Origin of the sequence: Mariniflexile aquimaris, assembly GCF_042676825.1 — a bacterium.
Lineage (GTDB): Bacteria > Bacteroidota > Bacteroidia > Flavobacteriales > Flavobacteriaceae > Mariniflexile > Mariniflexile aquimaris.
On record NZ_JBHTIB010000008.1, the window covers coordinates 91,686 to 108,289 of the forward strand.

16 protein-coding genes are annotated in these 16,604 nt (G+C 34.0%); 12 read left to right on the forward strand and 4 right to left on the reverse strand.

What is annotated here, in order from left to right:
* Positions 1 to 121 precede the first annotated feature (121 nt).
* The 4 genes from ACFQ0I_RS05405 to ACFQ0I_RS05420 all read left to right on the forward strand — a co-directional run bounded on the left by ACFQ0I_RS05405 (position 122) and on the right by ACFQ0I_RS05420 (position 3,452).
* Complete coding sequence (locus ACFQ0I_RS05405; protein ID WP_379940147.1) at positions 122 to 361, forward strand: hypothetical protein; 240 nt, start codon at positions 122 to 124, stop codon at positions 359 to 361.
* 245 nt (positions 362 to 606) lie between these two features.
* Positions 607 to 1,563, forward strand: coding sequence for a methylenetetrahydrofolate reductase [NAD(P)H] (metF, locus tag ACFQ0I_RS05410; protein WP_379940149.1), 957 nt, complete (start codon positions 607 to 609; stop codon positions 1,561 to 1,563).
* 36 nt (positions 1,564 to 1,599) lie between these two features.
* On the forward strand, positions 1,600 to 2,700 hold the full coding sequence (locus ACFQ0I_RS05415; RefSeq protein WP_379940151.1) for an acyloxyacyl hydrolase: 1,101 nt from the start codon (positions 1,600 to 1,602) through the stop codon (positions 2,698 to 2,700).
* Between the two features lie 5 nt (positions 2,701 to 2,705).
* Positions 2,706 to 3,452, forward strand: coding sequence for a head GIN domain-containing protein (locus tag ACFQ0I_RS05420; RefSeq protein ID WP_379940153.1), 747 nt, complete (start codon positions 2,706 to 2,708; stop codon positions 3,450 to 3,452).
* Here the strand turns inward: ACFQ0I_RS05420 and ACFQ0I_RS05425 are convergent.
* The 3 genes from ACFQ0I_RS05425 to gldA form a co-directional block, all read right to left on the reverse strand.
* On the reverse strand, positions 3,438 to 4,625 hold the full coding sequence (locus ACFQ0I_RS05425; RefSeq protein WP_379940155.1) for an acetate/propionate family kinase: 1,188 nt from the start codon (positions 4,623 to 4,625) through the stop codon (positions 3,438 to 3,440). The genes ACFQ0I_RS05420 and ACFQ0I_RS05425 overlap by 15 nt on opposite strands.
* Positions 4,626 to 4,627: 2 nt before the next feature.
* On the reverse strand, positions 4,628 to 6,718 hold the full coding sequence (gene pta, locus ACFQ0I_RS05430; protein ID WP_379940157.1) for a phosphate acetyltransferase: 2,091 nt from the start codon (positions 6,716 to 6,718) through the stop codon (positions 4,628 to 4,630).
* A 204-nt stretch (positions 6,719 to 6,922) separates the two neighbouring features.
* Positions 6,923 to 7,819 (reverse strand): gliding motility-associated ABC transporter ATP-binding subunit GldA, encoded by an 897-nt coding sequence (gene gldA, locus ACFQ0I_RS05435; RefSeq protein WP_379940159.1) that lies wholly within the window; start codon positions 7,817 to 7,819, stop codon positions 6,923 to 6,925.
* Positions 7,820 to 8,103: 284 nt separating this feature from the next.
* Here gldA and ACFQ0I_RS05440 point away from each other — a divergent pair, with 284 nt between their 5' ends.
* Genes ACFQ0I_RS05440 through ACFQ0I_RS05455 form a run of 4 tightly spaced genes read left to right on the forward strand, consistent with a single transcriptional unit; the run spans position 8,104 to position 12,015 of the window.
* Entirely contained in the window at positions 8,104 to 8,931 is an 828-nt protein-coding gene (locus ACFQ0I_RS05440) for a prephenate dehydratase (protein ID WP_379940161.1), read from the forward strand.
* Positions 8,928 to 10,073: a pyridoxal phosphate-dependent aminotransferase gene (locus ACFQ0I_RS05445; RefSeq protein ID WP_379940162.1), complete on the forward strand. Its 1,146-nt coding sequence runs from the start codon at positions 8,928 to 8,930 to the stop codon at positions 10,071 to 10,073. The genes ACFQ0I_RS05440 and ACFQ0I_RS05445 overlap by 4 nt, the downstream gene beginning before the upstream one ends.
* On the forward strand, positions 10,070 to 10,921 hold the full coding sequence (locus ACFQ0I_RS05450; RefSeq protein WP_379940164.1) for a prephenate dehydrogenase: 852 nt from the start codon (positions 10,070 to 10,072) through the stop codon (positions 10,919 to 10,921). Before ACFQ0I_RS05445 ends, ACFQ0I_RS05450 begins: the two co-directional genes overlap by 4 nt.
* Before the next feature lie 11 nt (positions 10,922 to 10,932).
* Positions 10,933 to 12,015 (forward strand): chorismate mutase, encoded by a 1,083-nt coding sequence (locus ACFQ0I_RS05455; protein WP_379940166.1) that lies wholly within the window; start codon positions 10,933 to 10,935, stop codon positions 12,013 to 12,015.
* Between the two features lie 37 nt (positions 12,016 to 12,052).
* Here ACFQ0I_RS05455 and ACFQ0I_RS05460 read toward each other — a convergent pair whose 3' ends face one another.
* On the reverse strand, positions 12,053 to 12,505 hold the full coding sequence (locus ACFQ0I_RS05460) for a hypothetical protein (protein ID WP_379940168.1): 453 nt from the start codon (positions 12,503 to 12,505) through the stop codon (positions 12,053 to 12,055).
* Positions 12,506 to 12,594: 89 nt separating this feature from the next.
* Here ACFQ0I_RS05460 and rsgA point away from each other — a divergent pair, with 89 nt between their 5' ends.
* From rsgA to ACFQ0I_RS05480, 4 genes are all read left to right on the forward strand, one after another.
* On the forward strand, positions 12,595 to 13,545 hold the full coding sequence (gene rsgA / locus ACFQ0I_RS05465; RefSeq protein WP_379940170.1) for a ribosome small subunit-dependent GTPase A: 951 nt from the start codon (positions 12,595 to 12,597) through the stop codon (positions 13,543 to 13,545).
* Between the two features lie 88 nt (positions 13,546 to 13,633).
* Positions 13,634 to 14,086, forward strand: coding sequence for a D-aminoacyl-tRNA deacylase (dtd, locus tag ACFQ0I_RS05470; protein ID WP_379940172.1), 453 nt, complete (start codon positions 13,634 to 13,636; stop codon positions 14,084 to 14,086).
* A complete protein-coding gene (locus ACFQ0I_RS05475; RefSeq protein WP_379940174.1) occupies positions 14,086 to 14,622 on the forward strand; it encodes a metal-dependent hydrolase in 537 nt (178 codons plus the stop codon). The genes dtd and ACFQ0I_RS05475 overlap by 1 nt, the downstream gene beginning before the upstream one ends.
* 67 nt (positions 14,623 to 14,689) lie before the next feature.
* Positions 14,690 to 16,600 (forward strand): DUF3857 domain-containing transglutaminase family protein, encoded by a 1,911-nt coding sequence (locus ACFQ0I_RS05480; protein ID WP_379940175.1) that lies wholly within the window; start codon positions 14,690 to 14,692, stop codon positions 16,598 to 16,600.
* Positions 16,601 to 16,604: the final 4 nt, after the last annotated feature.

Consider the following 16,604-nt stretch of genomic DNA (forward strand, 5'->3'; position numbering starts at 1 on the left):
TGCAAGGTTTTTAAAACCTTGTAGGTTTAATGAAGTCCAGATCTCCCCGAAGGGGAGGAGCCAATGCGCAGTTAAGACCTCACAGGTTTTCAAAACCTGTGAGGTCTGGTAAAAAAACAATATGAAAGATAAATTTATAGAATTAACATTGGGAAGCTATATAATTTCTCATGGGTTTAGTTCCAAGAATAAAGAAATAATGGAGCCTATAACTTCTGAAAATTTCGCAAAAAAATTGATTCCTGTTTCAAGGATTAAATCTATTAGCGAAAAGTATATTTTAACCGACTATGTTGATGGTAGATGGATTTATTGGGAGTATGCAGAAGACTATGATGCCGTGAAAAAACTATTGGTGTAGCCTGCGTTAGCGATTGAAGCGGCATCCTTTTTACCATAGTAAATTGGCGTTATTACGAGGAGGTACGACGACGTAATCTCTTCAGATAAAGAGATGGCCACAGAAAATTAGAAATTTTCTTCGCCATGACGTAAAAAGATATAGCGAAAAGCGCTCCCGAAGCTTCGGGATTGTGGTAACGCTAAAAATAAATAGATAAATATTGATGAGATTCCCGCCTTCGCGGGAATGACAAAAGGTAACTGATGAAAGTAACAGATCACATAAAAAAAGCAGACGGAAAAACCTTGTTTTCGTTTGAAGTTATTCCGCCGCAAAAAGGAAAAAACATCCAGGATTTATATAATAATATAGACCCGTTGATGGAATTTAATCCACCATTTATTGATGTAACAACCTCGCGCGAAGAGTACGTGTATATTGATAAAGGTAACGGCCTTTTAGACAAACGAATTACCCGTATGCGCCCGGGAACGGTTGGTATTTGCGCCTCTATTATGCATAAATATAAGGTAGATGCGATACCACATTTATTATGTGGCGGGTTTACGAAAGAGGAAACCGAATATGTTCTGGTAGATTGTCACTACTTAGGTTTGGACAATGTGATGGCTTTACGTGGCGATTCTATGAAAGATGAACCCTATTTTAAACCCGTGCAGGGTGGGAATGCCTATGCGAGCGAATTGGTAAAACAAATTGCCGATTTAAACCGAGGCAAATATTTGCACGACGATGTGGTTGTGGAGCATAATTCTGATTTTTGTATTGGTGTAGCAGGCTATCCTGAAAAACACATGGAAGCCCCATCGCTCGTTACCGATTTAAAACGTTTAAAAGAAAAAGTAGATGCTGGCGCCGACTATGTGGTAACGCAAATGTTTTTTGACAATAACAAGTTTTTTGAGTTTGTAGATAAAGCGAGGGCTATAGGCATTAACGTCCCAATAATTCCCGGGATAAAACCAATTGCGATAAAACGCCATTTACAAATTTTACCTCAGGTTTTTAAAATAGATCTACCACAAGAACTTATTGAAGCTGTAGAGGCTTGTAAAGATAATAATGCGGTAAGACAGGTTGGGATTGAGTTCGCCATTCAACAATCGAAAGAGTTAAAGGCGGCCGGAGTTCCAGTGTTGCATTATTATTCTATGGGTAAAAGTGATAACATAAAAGCAATTGCATCGGCATTGTTTTAAAAAATCAGATACTTTTATAGCTTAGGAAATTTGTTAATGAAATCATTTTTAACCTACACCTTTTTAATATGTTCGGCCATTGTTTTTTCACAGGAAAAACAATACACATCGACTTTTGATGTTAACTATTTTAAAGGAAATATAGCCTTGCATAATAATGATATTCTGCATTTAATTAATGGGCATCCGGAAGGTGCCGTTTTAAGTTGGAATAAAAAAACTTACGGCTTTGAAGATTGGGAACAGCGGTATAATTATCCCGATTATGGTCTAACTTTCGCCTACCAAAACTTAAAAAATGAGGTTTTAGGAAATAGCGCGTCGTTATATGCACATTATAATTTCTATTTCTTCAATCGCAATTTAATGTTTAAAATTGGACAAGGAATTGGATATACGTCAAAACCCTACGATAAAGAAACCAATTACAGAAATATTGCTTTTGGAACAAAATTATTAAGCAGCACCTTAATGATGCTTAATTACAAAAAGGAACGTGTAATAGATAACTTTGGACTGCAGGCTGGAGTATCTTTAATCCATTATTCCAATGCCAATATAAAGGCACCAAATGCAAGTGTTAATACAATTGCTTTAAATTTAGGCGTCACGTATAGTTTGGACACGGAAGAACCAACGTATATCACTACAATAGCCGGTGGTGAACCAGAAAAATTCACCCAGCCAATAAAATACAATCTCGTTTTTAGAGGCGGGGTAAATGAAAGTGATGTGGTTGGAAGTGGGCAGTTTCCGTTTTATATTCTTTCTGGGTATGCCGATAAGCGCATTAATGTTAAAAGCGCTTTGCAATTCGGGACCGATGTGTTTTTTTCCAACTTTTTAAAAGAACTTATTTATTATAAAAGTGTGTCGTTTCCCGAAGAAAACGTATCAGGAGATGAAGATTATAAACGCGTGGGTATTTTTGCAGGGCATGAATTGTTTATCAATAAAACGTCTTTAGAAACACAATTAGGCTATTACGTGTATTATCCATTTGATTTTGAAGGACGCGTTTATTCAAGAATTGGGTTAAAGCGATATGTCTCAGAGAAATGGTTTGGCGCCTTAACTTTAAAAACGCACGGCGCTAAAGCCGAAGCAGTTGAAATAGGGGTTGGAATTCGATTGTAATGAAAATGAAAAAACTAACATACATACTAATTTTAGTGCTCCTGTTTTCATGTAATAGTGAAAATACAAGCGATTGTTTTCAATCTACAGGAACAATGATTCAGCAGGAAATTACGGTTGACAGTTTCGATAAAATATTAGTAAATAGAGATATTGAATTAATACTGAAAGAGGGTTTAGAGCAAAAGGTTGTGGTTGAAACAGGGAAAAATCTGTTAAACGATGTTGAAGCAGAAGTTGTTGACGGGCAACTGATTTTAACCGATAATAATTCGTGTAATTATGTGCGTAATTATGGGGTTACAAAAATATATGTAACGGCACCAAATATTACTGAAATTAGAAGCTCAACCCAATACGATATTAGTTCTGAAGGTGTTTTAACTTACCCTTATTTGGCTGTTTTGGCAGAAGATTATAGCGCGCCCGATACCTTTACAAGTGGCAATTTTAAACTGGAAATTGACAATGATGCTTTTTATTTGGTTTTCAACAATTTATCAAACTGCTTTATTTCAGGAAAAACCAATAACCTAAATATTACATTTGCTGCAGGAACCTCGCGTTTTGAAGGTGAAAATCTTATAGCGCAACATGTGGTGTTGTGGAATAGAAGCTCTAACGATATGATTGTGAATCCGCAACAATCTATAACTGGCAAAATATCAGGAACAGGCAATGTTATTGCTGTGTCATATCCGCCAGTTGTAGATGTGCAAGAATTATATAAAGGGCGATTAATTTTTAATTAATTCCACCGATTGTTTAGCAATTTCTAACTCTTCGTTTGTTGGAACTACTAATATTTGAACTTTAGCGCCTTCTTTATTAATGGCTCTGATGTCTCTTTCTTTAGAATTGTTTTTGTCGTCATCTAAATCAATACCTAAAAAGTCTAAATTTTCGCAGATTAGTCTTCGCATATATTTAGAGTTTTCGCCAATACCAGCGGTAAATACAATAGCATCTACACCGTTTAATACAGCAGTATAGCTTCCTATGTATTTTTTAATACGATACGCATTCATTTGTAAAGCAAGAATACAATCTTTATCACCTTTAGCAGCTTCATTTTCAATATCTCTTAAATCGCTATAACCTGTAAGACCCAGCATACCACTTTTCTTTTGTAAAAATGTGTTTATATCGGTTAAAGAATAGCCAAACTTATCTGCTAAGTAGAAAATAATAGCAGGGTCTATGTCTCCAGAGCGGGTTCCCATAATTAATCCACTTACTGGAGAAAAGCCTAACGAATGATCCATACTTTTACCATTATTTACAGCGGTAATACTACAGCCATTTCCTAAATGAATAGTTATAATTTTAGATTCTTTTTTACCTAAATAGTCGATTGCTTTCTCTGAAACATATTTATGACTTGTTCCGTGGAAACCGTATAAACGAATATGTTTTTTAGTTAAAAACTCATTCGGAATCGCGTATTTATAAGCAACTTCGGGAATCGACTGATGAAATGCAGTATCGAAAACAGCTACTTGCTTCGCGTTAGGGAAAATATCTTCGGCAACTTCAATACCTTCTAAATTCGCAGGGTTGTGCAATGGTGCTAAAGACGATAATTCTTTTATTTTTTCTTTAACCTCATTGGTTATTTCTGTGGTATTACTAAAATAAATACCACCATGAACAACTCTATGGCCAACAACAGCAATGTCGTCTGGCGATTTTATAATGCCGGTGGTTTTATCTAAAAGATGGTCGGCAACCAGTTTTAATCCTGCTTTGTGGTTTGCTATATAAGATTCAAATTCAATGGTGTTTTTTTCAGTTTTAAATTTGAAAATGGCATCATCAAAACCAATACGTTCAATAATTCCTGAACATAAAATGGTTTCACTAGGCATTGAAAATAACTGATACTTTAGAGATGAACTCCCCGAGTTTAATACTAATACTTGCATGTTTAAATTTCTTGTGCTTGAATTGCGGTTATAATTACAGTGCTATAAATATCGTCTGCGGTACAGCCTCTACTTAAGTCGTTTACTGGTTTGTTTAATCCTTGTAAAATTGGTCCGATGGCTAATGCGCCTGTTTCTCTTTGTACAGCTTTATACGTATTGTTTCCTGTGTTTAAATCTGGGAATATAAGTACACTTGCACGTCCGGCAACTTCAGAATTTGGTAATTTACTTTGACCGATGCGCATATCTACTGCGGCATCATATTGAATTGGACCTTCAATTTTTAAGGTTGGAGCTTGTTTGTTTACAATTTCGGTGGCTTCTCTAACTTTTTCAACATCGGCACCTTTTCCTGAAGCACCAGAAGAATACGATAGCATTGCTACTTTAGGTTCAATTCCAAATTCTTTTGCTGTTTGAGCAGAAGAGATAGCTATTTCGGCTAATTCTTGTGCATTCGGATTTGGGTTGATGGCGCAATCGCCAAAAACAGAAACGCGGTCTTCTAAACACATAAAGAATATAGAAGATACAATGTTTACCCCAGGTTTCGTTTTTATAAACTGTAATGCTGGAAGTAAGGTATGCTGCGTGGTATTAACTGCTCCAGAAACCATACCATCGGCATGACCTTTATAAATCATCATGGTTCCGAAATATGACACATCAGCCATAGCGTCTCTTGCCATTTCTAAGTTTACATTTTTATGTTTTCTAAGTTCATACAAGGTATTCACATAGTCTTCAAAATGAGGCGATGTTTTTGGATGTACAATGTTTATGTCGTTGATATCTAGTGCTATATCGTATCTTTCAATACGTTCTTTGATTTTTTCTACTTCACCAATTAATGTTAATTCAACAACCTGTGCATTTATTAATCTTGCTGCAGCTTGTAACACACGTTCGTCATAACCTTCTGGTAACACAATGTGTTTTTTGTTTTTAAGTGCGCGTTGTAATAAATTGTATTGAAACATTCTTGGTGTGAAAATGTCCGATTCAAAAGTAATTAACTGTTCAGCCAATTTATCTGAATTTACATTGAGGTCGAAAGTTGAAATAGACGTTTCAATTTTCTCTACGTTTTCAGCATAAATTTTAGATTTTATATTACCAATACTATTGGTTACCGAGTAAGTACCACCTTTTACGCTAATAATTGGTACAACGCTAGATAGACCTTCAATTAATTTTAAAATAGGTTCTTCTGGAATTAAACCACCCGTTAAAATAATACCCGATATTTTTGGGTAATTTTTAGAAATATTAGCTTGTAACGCCCCTAAAATAATATCGGCTCTATCGCCTGGAGTAATAACTAAAGCGTTTTCTTTTAAATAGGTTAAATAGTTACGCAATTGCATGGCGCCAACACTAAAGTTGTCTATTAAATTATTTAATAAATCTTTACCAAAAAGTACTTTTCCGTCTAAAGATTTTATAACTTCTTTGATTGTTGGACTCGATAAGCTGTGAATTTTAGGAATCACCGAAATATCGGTGTTATTATTAATTCTGCTTTGTAATAATTTTTTTAGTGTGACCGTGTCTTTCGGATCTACTTTGTTAGTCATTATAGAAAGCACATCTACCTCACTTCTAAACGTATCATACGCTAATTGAACACCATCAACGATTTCGCGATGTTCTTTTTTGTCGCCCTGCATTACTATAATAACTGGAAGGCTTAAGTTTTTGGAGATTAGAATGTTTAAATCTAATTCTATACTCGAGTTATCATGCGAAAAATCGGTTCCTTCAACTAAAACAAAATCAAAGCGCTCTTCAAGATATTTGTATTTTTTAATAATTTCATCAATTACTTCACCAGATTTTCCTTGGTTGTATAAGTCCAACACTTCGTTCCTCGTAAAGGCAAATGTTTTTTTGTAATTGATATCAATTTCGAAATGCGATAGAACAGTGCTAATATGGTTGTCCATTTCACCAGATTCTAAATCTTCGATAATAGGTCTAAAATAACCTACTTTAGCTGTTTTACCTAAAAGCATACGCATTAAACCTAACACCACAACAGATTTTCCGCTGTTCGGTTCAATAGTAGCTACATAAATTCCTTTACTCATTTTAGTGTTTTTGTAGTTCCGCAATCGTTATCGTATTTCATGTTTAAGATAGCGTTGCTTTTAATTATTAATGATAAAATATAATTTGATGCCGCAAAATTAGCATCTACATAGTTTAGTAAAGATGATATTAGTCATGTTTTCGCCACAAAATTAATAACTTTTATAAAGTTTTTTTAATCATTTAAAAGTATTGATGCTTTTTTATGATGATGTTAAATCTCTAAAAAGCGATTCTAAGCTTGCGTTTTTTTGATTAAGCTGCAGGATTTTCAATTTATTATCGTGCGCAAAGTCAAAGACGTGCGATCTCATATCGTTAGAAGTAGAAAACGTGATTTCATAAACAAAACCATGGGTGTTTACTACATTTTTAACCTTAGGTAATTTATTTAAAAAGGCGTCTTCAACTCTATAATCGAATTCTACTATTACAGTTTGTTCTTTGCTGTCCCGTAATTCGTTTAATTTTTTATCGGCTACAATTTCACCTTTATTAATTACAATGACGCGGTCGCAAATGGCTTCAACTTCCTGCATAATATGAGTGGATAGAAATACAGTTTTAGTCTTCCCAATGGTTTTTATTAGGTTTCTAATTTCTACCAATTGGTTGGGGTCTAACCCTGTTGTAGGTTCGTCGAGTATTAAAACATCCGGATTGTGTAATAAGGCGTTCGCTAACCCAACACGCTGCCGGAACCCTTTAGAAAGTTGCCCGATTTTTTTGTGCGCTTCGGGGGTTAATCCGGTAAGTTCTATAACCTCGTTTATTCTTTGTTTAGTCACATTATATATACTGCCGTTAAAAGAAAGGTATTCTTTAACAAACATCTCTAAATATAAGGGGTTGTGTTCGGGTAAATAACCAACGCTTAATTGTACTTGTGGTTTTTCTTGAGTTACATCAAACCCATTTACTAGTGCAGTACCTTCGTTTGCACTGATATACGTCGTTAAAATTTTCATCATGGTAGATTTGCCAGCACCATTGGGGCCTAAAAACCCAACAATCTCTGGTTTTTCAACCTTAAACGTAATATTGTTTAATGCTTTTTGATTTCCGTATAGTTTGGTAATGCCTTCTACCTGTATAGACATGTTAGTTTTTTTTGGTCAAAAATAATGATTATCTAATGTAAAGTAAGTTTTGCTGTAAAATATTTAAAACTTTTAATAAAAATAAAAAAAAGGTTTTATCATATTTTGTATTCTTAAAATATTAATTACTTTAGCCTCATAATTATGAAAGCAACAGTAAGTTATACATATTTTAGCAATTTTTATTTTTTCTTTAGCAGAAAAAACGAGGCGTTGTATGTGTAATTTATCATTATAAATTTAAAATATAAGGTCTCGATGAAAATCGGGACTTTTTTTTGTATATGATTAAAACAGTAGCAATACAAGGTGTAAAAGGATCGTTCCATCATATTGTTTCTCAGCAGTTTTTTAAAAAACCTGTTGATGTTCTTGAGTGCTTAACATTCGATCAGGTAGTCGATTTTCTGATTACCAAAAAATGTGACGCCGCTATAATGGCTCTAGAGAATTCTATTGCGGGATCTATCATTCCTAATTATGCCTTAATCAATAAATTTGGGCTACATATTGTGGGAGAGCATTATTTAGACATTCAGCATAATTTAATGGCATTGCCAAAACAAAATATCATGGAGATTAAGGAAGTGTACTCACATCCCATGGCATTATTGCAATGTATTGAATTTTTTAAATTGTATCCGCATATTAAATTGGTAGAAGATAAAGATACCGCTGAGGTTGCGCAACGTATACAAGAAAAACAGTTAAAAGGGGTTGGTGCGATTGCAAGCACAATGGCTGCCGAGATTTTCGAGCTCGATATTTTAGCCCGTAGCATTCAAACTATAAAACATAACGAAACGCGTTTTGTGATTGTAAACCGCGTTAATTCTGAAATACCAGAAAACGAAATAAATAAAGCTTCTGTAAGATTTGAGGCAGACCACAAGCGTGGTAGTTTAGCGGCTATTTTAAATGTTATGAGCGATTGTAAATTAAATTTAACTAAAATACAATCGTTACCTATTGTTGAAACACCTTGGAAATACGCCTTTTTTGTGGATGTTACTTTTGAAACCTACGAAGATTTTAAGAAGGCAAAATCTATTATAAATATTATGGCTCAAGGATTTAAAGTGTTGGGCGAGTATAAAAACGCAAAGTTATGATTGAGGCAGCTAATAGATTAAATACTGTTGAAGAATACTACTTTTCAAAAAAATTAAGAGAAGTAAATCTTCTTATCGCCAGTGGTAAACCCATTATTAATTTGGGTATTGGTAGCCCAGACATGCAGCCACCGCAAAAAGTGATAGATGCATTAAATGAAGGATTTTCAAGTCCGAATGCCCATAAATACCAAAGTTATCAAGGACTTCCAGAATTAAGAGAAGCCATGGCAGGTTTTTATAAAGAACATTTTCAGGTGCATTTAAGTCCATCTACCGAAATTTTGCCGCTCATGGGAAGCAAGGAAGGTATTATGCATATTTCTATGGCATACTTAAATGAAGGCGACCAAGTTTTAATACCAAATCCTGGATATCCAACATACCAATCGGTAACAAATTTAGTAGGGGCGGTACCTGTGTTTTATGAGCTTGACGAAGCGAATAACTGGATTCCAGATTTAAAAGCCTTGTCTAAATTAGATTTAAGTAAAGTAAAATTAATGTGGGTAAATTATCCACATATGCCAACGGGCGCTCAACCAAGTAAATATGTGTTCGAAGAGTTGGTTGCTTTTGGTAAAAAACATAATATATTAATTGTTAATGATAACCCATACAGCTTCGTTTTAAACGATAATCCAAGAAGTATTCTGGAGGTTGAAGGCGCCAAAGAGGTTTGTTTAGAATTGAATTCGTTAAGTAAAACCTTTAATATGGCTGGATGGCGTGTAGGCATGGTTGTGGGCGATAGCACACACATTAACAATATTTTAAAAGTAAAAAGTAATATGGATTCGGGAATGTTTTACGGCATTCAAAAAGGCGCGGTTGAAGCTTTAAAATGTTCTAAAATGTGGTTTGTTACGTTAAATAATGTCTATAAAAAACGACGCGATTTAGTGTGGCAGTTAGCCGATGCTTTAAATTGTACGTACGACAAAAATGCTACAGGATTGTTTGTATGGGCAAAATTACCACCATTTGTAAAATCTGAAGAGTATATAGATTTGGTGCTTAAAAATAATCATATTTTTATTACTCCGGGAACCATTTTTGGTAGTCAAGGAGAAGGGTATATTAGATTTTCGTTGTGTGCATCAACCGAAGTTTTAGAAGAAGCAATAGCAAGAGTCAGATGAAAAATATTTACATGATAGGTGTTGGGTTAATAGGCGGAAGTCTGGCTATTGATATTAAAAAGAAGTATCCGGATGTGGTTATTCATGGTATTAGTAGAAAAGATTCTACGCTCGAAGAAGCCTTAGCACTAAATTTAATCGACAAGAAAGCAAGCTTAGATGATATAGAAAATGCCGACATGGTTATCATTTCTATTCCTGTTGATGCTACGGTTAAATTGTTGCCATCGGTTTTAGATAAAATTTCTGATACTGGGCTGGTAGTAGATGCCGGATCAACAAAAGCAGCGATTTGTGCATGTGTAGAAAACCATCCGAAGCGCAGAAATTTTTTAGCAATGCATCCCATTGCAGGTACAGAACATTCGGGACCAAGTGCCGCCATTGAAGGTTTGTTTGTGGGGAAAACAAATATTGTTTGCGAAGTTGAAAAAACAACTTTTAAACTTCAGGAAAAGGCATTAGAATTGTTTAAAAGTATCGGTATGCGCATTCGCTATATGCATCCGGTGGCACACGATAAGCATATTGCTTACGTATCACATTTATCGCACATAAGTTCGTTTATGTTAGGTAAAACAGTGATTGATAAAGAAAAAAATGAACGCGATATTTTTGATATGGCTGGAAGTGGATTTGCCTCTACAGTAAGATTAGCAAAAAGTTCACCAGAAATGTGGACACCCATTTTTAAACAAAACAAAGATAATGTTATTGAAACCTTAGAAGAGTATATTATCAACCTAACTCATTTTAAGGAATTAATGAAAGAAGATAATTTTGATGCTATTTTTGATGAGATGAAAAGCACCAATTATATAAAAGATATTTTAAAAGGAATTAGTTAAGAATAAACAAAATGGAGAACAAAAAAGAAATGAGAGCGTGGTTAGATGATTTAAATTTAAGTCATCCCTTGGTAATTGCAGGACCTTGTAGTGCCGAAACAGAAGAGCAAGTTTTAAAAATAGCACATGAGCTAAAAAACACAGATGTAAGTTATTTTAGAGCAGGAATTTGGAAACCAAGAACACGACCAGGAATGTTTGAAGGTGTAGGCGCATTAGGCTTAAAATGGTTACAAAAAGTAAAGGCAGAAACGGGCATGAAAATTTGTACAGAAGTTGCGAATGCAGCTCATGTAAAATTAGCTTTAGAACATGATGTAGATATGTTATGGATCGGTGCACGTTCAACTGTGAGTCCTTTTATCATGCAAGAAATTGCAGATGCACTTCAAGGAACAGATAAACCGGTACTTATTAAAAATCCAGTTAATCCAGACTTAGCATTATGGTTAGGTGGTATTGAAAGAATTTACGAATCGGGAGTTAAAAATATAGGAGCAATTCACCGAGGGTTTTCAACATACGAAAAATCAAAATACAGAAATAATCCGGAATGGCAATTAGCTATCGAGTTTCAAAATAAATATCCAGACATCCCTTTAATTAACGATCCGTCGCATATTACAGGAAAAAGAGATATGATTTTTGATGTGTCTCAAGAGGCCTTAGATTTAAATTTTGATGGCTTAATGATTGAAACACATTTCGATCCTGATAATGCATGGAGTGACGCTTCTCAACAAGTTACACCAACAACATTAATTCAGATTATGAGAGATTTGAAAATTAAAAAGGAAACAGATCCAGAAGCAGAATACAATAAGGAACTGAATAATTTAAGAGCACAAATTGACGTAGTAGATAATCAAATTATTGATTTATTAGGAAAACGTATGAAGGCTGCCGATGGTATTGGAGCGCTTAAAAAGTCTAAAAACGTTGCTGTTTTACAAAGCAAACGTTGGAACGAAATTTTAGGAAAAATGGTTTTAGAAGGCGAGTCTAGAGGACTTAGTGAAGAGTTTATTTTAAAAATGTTTAAAGCTATTCACCAAGAATCTATTAACCATCAAGAGAAGATTATTAACGGATAAAATTAAAAACGCCTCACAATTTGTGAGGCGTTTTTGCTTATTGTTTATTTCTCTTAAAAATATAACGGGTAATAAAAATACCTTGTCCGTCGTCTTTTCCAGAATCACTCTCAACAGCACTGGTAACAAAGGCTAAATCCCAGCCTTCTTCAACCATAGTGTTTATTTTTGAAGTAATAAGGGCATCATTGGCTGCGATATTCTGAAACCGAATTCCGGCTATATTGTAAAAGTTTAGCAGTTTGGTTTCGTCAAAATCTTTCACCCGAATATCACCACGGTCCGATTTATTTCTGCTGTTGTCATCATCCGTTTGGGTGGAGGTGTAATCTTTGTAATTTTTGTCTTCGTTGGCGCTAATAATTCTAGAGCGTCCTAGTCCGCTAGGCACAATAGATTCTACGCTTGTAATGACTTTGTATTCTACTTGAGAAAATGAGTCGAGGCATAAAATCAGCCCTAATCCAATAAATAATAATAATTTTTTCATAATTGTTTTTGATTTTTGAAATTATGCACCTAATATACATTTTTTGTTAAATTGAAAAGTTGTTAATTTGTAACGCTTAAATTAATTGAATGACAGGACTCGTTTATAAATCTACTGGAAGTTGGTACACCGTTAAGACAGAACTAGGTGATACTTACGAGTGCCGTATTAAGGGCAAATTTCGATTAAAAGGCATTAAAAGCACGAATCCGATAGCGGTAGGCGATTATGTGGATTTTGAGTTAGAAACAGATAATAATCAGGTGTCTGGAGTTATTCATAACATTCACGACCGAAGAAATTATATTGTTCGTAAATCGGTTAATCTTTCAAAGCAAACACATATTATAGCCTCTAATATAGATCTGGTTTTTTTAATGATAACTATTAATAATCCACCAACTTTAACCAGTTTTATCGATCGGTTTTTAGTAACGGCTAATGCGTACTCCATAAAAACCATCTTACTTTTCAATAAAATTGATGTTTACGACGAGGAAACTCTAAATGAGGTAAAATATTTAGCACATATTTACAGGCAAATTGGCTACGAATGTATTGGTGTATCTGCTTTAACGGGTAAAAATATTGATAAAGTAAAAGCGCTCATGCACGATAAAGTGAGTATGTTTTCTGGTCATTCTGGTGTTGGAAAATCCACCTTAATTAATACTATAGAACCGACTTTAGATATTAAAACCAAAGAAATATCAACGCTTCATATGCAAGGGCAACACACCACAACCTTTGCCGAAATGTTCGATTTAAGTTTTGGTGCCAAAATTATCGACACGCCCGGAATTAAAGGTTTTGGCGTGGTAGATATGGATAAAGAAGAAGTGGGCGATTATTTTCCTGAGATTTTTAAACTAAAGCAAGACTGTAAGTTTAATAATTGTTTACATGTGCACGAACCGCATTGCGCTGTAAAAAAAGCCTTAGACGAAGATAAAATAGCGTTTTCAAGATACAGAAGTTATTTGCAAATTATCGAGGGCGAAGATGAGCATTACCGAACCGATAACTGGGAAAAAGAATGAAACATCTTTGTCAAAAATGATTGTACTAGAACAGGATATTGAATAAAGATGTTGCATGCAACAAATAAAAAGCACTGAATAAAAACACATGAAAGTAGTAATTCAAAGAGTTTCTAAAGCCCATGTTACTATCGACAAAAAAATAATGGCATCCATATCACAAGGCTTGTTAATCTTTTTAGGCATTGTTAACGATGATACTATAGAGGATATTAGCTGGTTAGCAAACAAAACCGCTAACCTTCGCATATTTGCAGACGAAAATGATGTAATGAATAAATCCTTATTAGATGTAAATGGCGATGCGATTGTGGTGAGTCAGTTTACCCTGCATGCCGCCACGAAAAAAGGAAATAGACCCAGTTATATAAAAGCAGCAAAACCAGATATTGCTATTCCATTGTATGAAAGCTTTGTAAAAGAATTAGAGTTTGTACTTGGTAAGACGGTACAAACTGGCGAATTTGGCGCCGACATGAAAGTGGAGTTAATAAATGACGGACCTGTAACCATCATCATAGATTCTAAAAATAAAGAATAATGGCTTCTATATTTGGGCATGCTATTGTTGGATATACCTTAACAAACGTTATAGATTCTAAAAATACCAAGTGGCTATTAATTGCGGCTATTTTTTCAGCTATATTACCAGATTTTGATATCATAGCCTTCCGTTTTGGTATCCCGTATGAGCACCCATTGGGGCATCGCGGATTTACTCATTCTATTTTATTTGCGGTTTTGTGGGCATTACTTTTAATGTTTTTGCTTGGTAGAAAAAATAAACTCATATGGTTTTTAGTTATTTTTTTATCTACCGTTTCTCATGGGGTATTGGATGCGATGACTTCTGGCGGAAAAGGCATTGGTTTTTTAATTCCTTTTAATAACCATCGGTTTTTCTTTCCTTTTAGAGGTATTCAAGTTTCGCCTTTAGGTGTAAGTAAGTTTTTATCTGAATGGGGTGTTCAGGTAATTTTAAGTGAAATTAAATATGTTTTTCTTCCTTGTTTTATTATATTAGTTGTAAGATTTTTATATGCTAGGTTAAAAGTTATACTTTATGATAAAATATGATTTTTCTCATGCAATATGATTTTTAGAAATTTTATATTTAGTCTTTTAACTTTACTTAAACTAAAATATGAAGGTAAAGAACGCCCTGTATGCGCTTGTTTTATTCGTAATTACTTCAAGTTTTTCACAAAACATCTCCCATTCCAGTCTATTAATACCCGCTAGTCTCAAACAGCATGCAAATGCTGTAATTAGAAATCAGCAAACAGAGATTATATTAAAATCTTCTAACGAAATGGAAGTCTCCGATAAAAGGATTATTACCGTTTTAAATAAAGAAGGCGATAAAAATGTTGATGCGTATTTACATTACGATTCTAATGTAAAAATAAAAGACTTAGAGGTTTTGGTTTATAATCAAATAGGAGCGGTAATAAAAAAAATAAAGAAAAACGATTTTAAAGATGTTAGTGCCGTAGATGGTGGAACCTTATATTCCGATTCTAGGGTAAAAGTATTAGAATATACCCCAATTTCGTATCCGTACACCATTGAGTTTAATTACGTAATTAATACCAGCAATACGGCTTTTATTAGGTCGTTTATGCCAGTTTACGATTTTTTTGTAAGCGTTCAAAATAGTTCGTATGCTATTAGTTTTCCTGCAGATTTATCCATTAGAACTAAAGAGAAGAATTTTGAAAATATTGACTTCACAAAAGAAGAACTTCCTAATAAAATTAGTTTTAGTGTTAAAAATATAGAAGCCTATAAACCAGAACAATTCAGTCCGTCTATAATCGATATAATACCTAAAGTCTTAGTGTCGTCTAATAAATTTTCCTTAGAAGGTGTTCAATCTCAAGCAGAAAATTGGGAGCAATTTGGTAAATGGATATATAATGATTTATTAAAAGATACCCACGATTTACCAGCAAGTACCATAAATACGATTCAGGAATTGGTTAAAGACGAAACGAATGATATTGAAAAAGCAAAAAAAATCTACCAATATGTACAAGATAAAGTTCGTTATATAAGTGTGCAGGTAGGGATAGGAGGTTGGAAACCTTTTAAGGCTTCAGAGGTAGATAAATTAGGTTATGGCGATTGCAAAGCGTTAACCAATTATACCATGTCGCTTTTAAACGCCGTGGGGATAAAGTCTAATTACACGGTGATATATGCCGAAAGTTCGCAAAGAAATATTGATTACGAATTTGCATCGATGCAAGGAAACCATGTTATTCTAAATATTCCGTCAGATAACGATGAATCTATTTGGTTGGAATGTACCAATCAAAAACTACCATTTGGATTTATAGGTGATTTTACTGATGATAGAGATGCCTTAGTAATTACGCCCGAAGGTGGCAAAATTCAGCATACAAAAAAATATACTACCAACGAGAATTTACAAATCATTAAAGGAACATATAACGTTTCAAACGAAGGCGATATAGATGTCGTAGTTAATGTAAATTCAAAAGGCATTCAATATGATGATAAGTATTGGCTAGAAACCGAAACTCAGCGGGATTTAGACTCCTATTATAAAAAACGATGGAAGTATATAAACGGTATTAATATCAATACCATGCGTATTAACAATGATAAAAATGCCATAGAATTTATTGAAGATATTAATTTTCAAGCAACCAGCTATACTAAAAAAGCGGGCGACAGAATGTTACTTACCATAAATGCTTTAAATAGAAGTTTAGATATTCCAGACAAATACAAAGACCGAAAATTACCATTAAAAATTAAACGAGGTTTTAAAGATATTGATGAGGTTGAAATAAAATTACCATCAGATTTTAAAGTTGAAACAGCGCCAAAAAACGTGCTAATAGAAAATAAATTTGGAAGCTATAAAGCGGAATTGGAAACGATTGATGAAAACACATTAGTGTATAAAAGAGAATTTATAGTAAATGATGGCGAGTTTCCTAAAGAAGATTACGACGCATTTAGAGATTTTTATAAAGACGTTTCTATTCAAGACAATTCAAAAATAGCATTAATTAATAAGTAACATT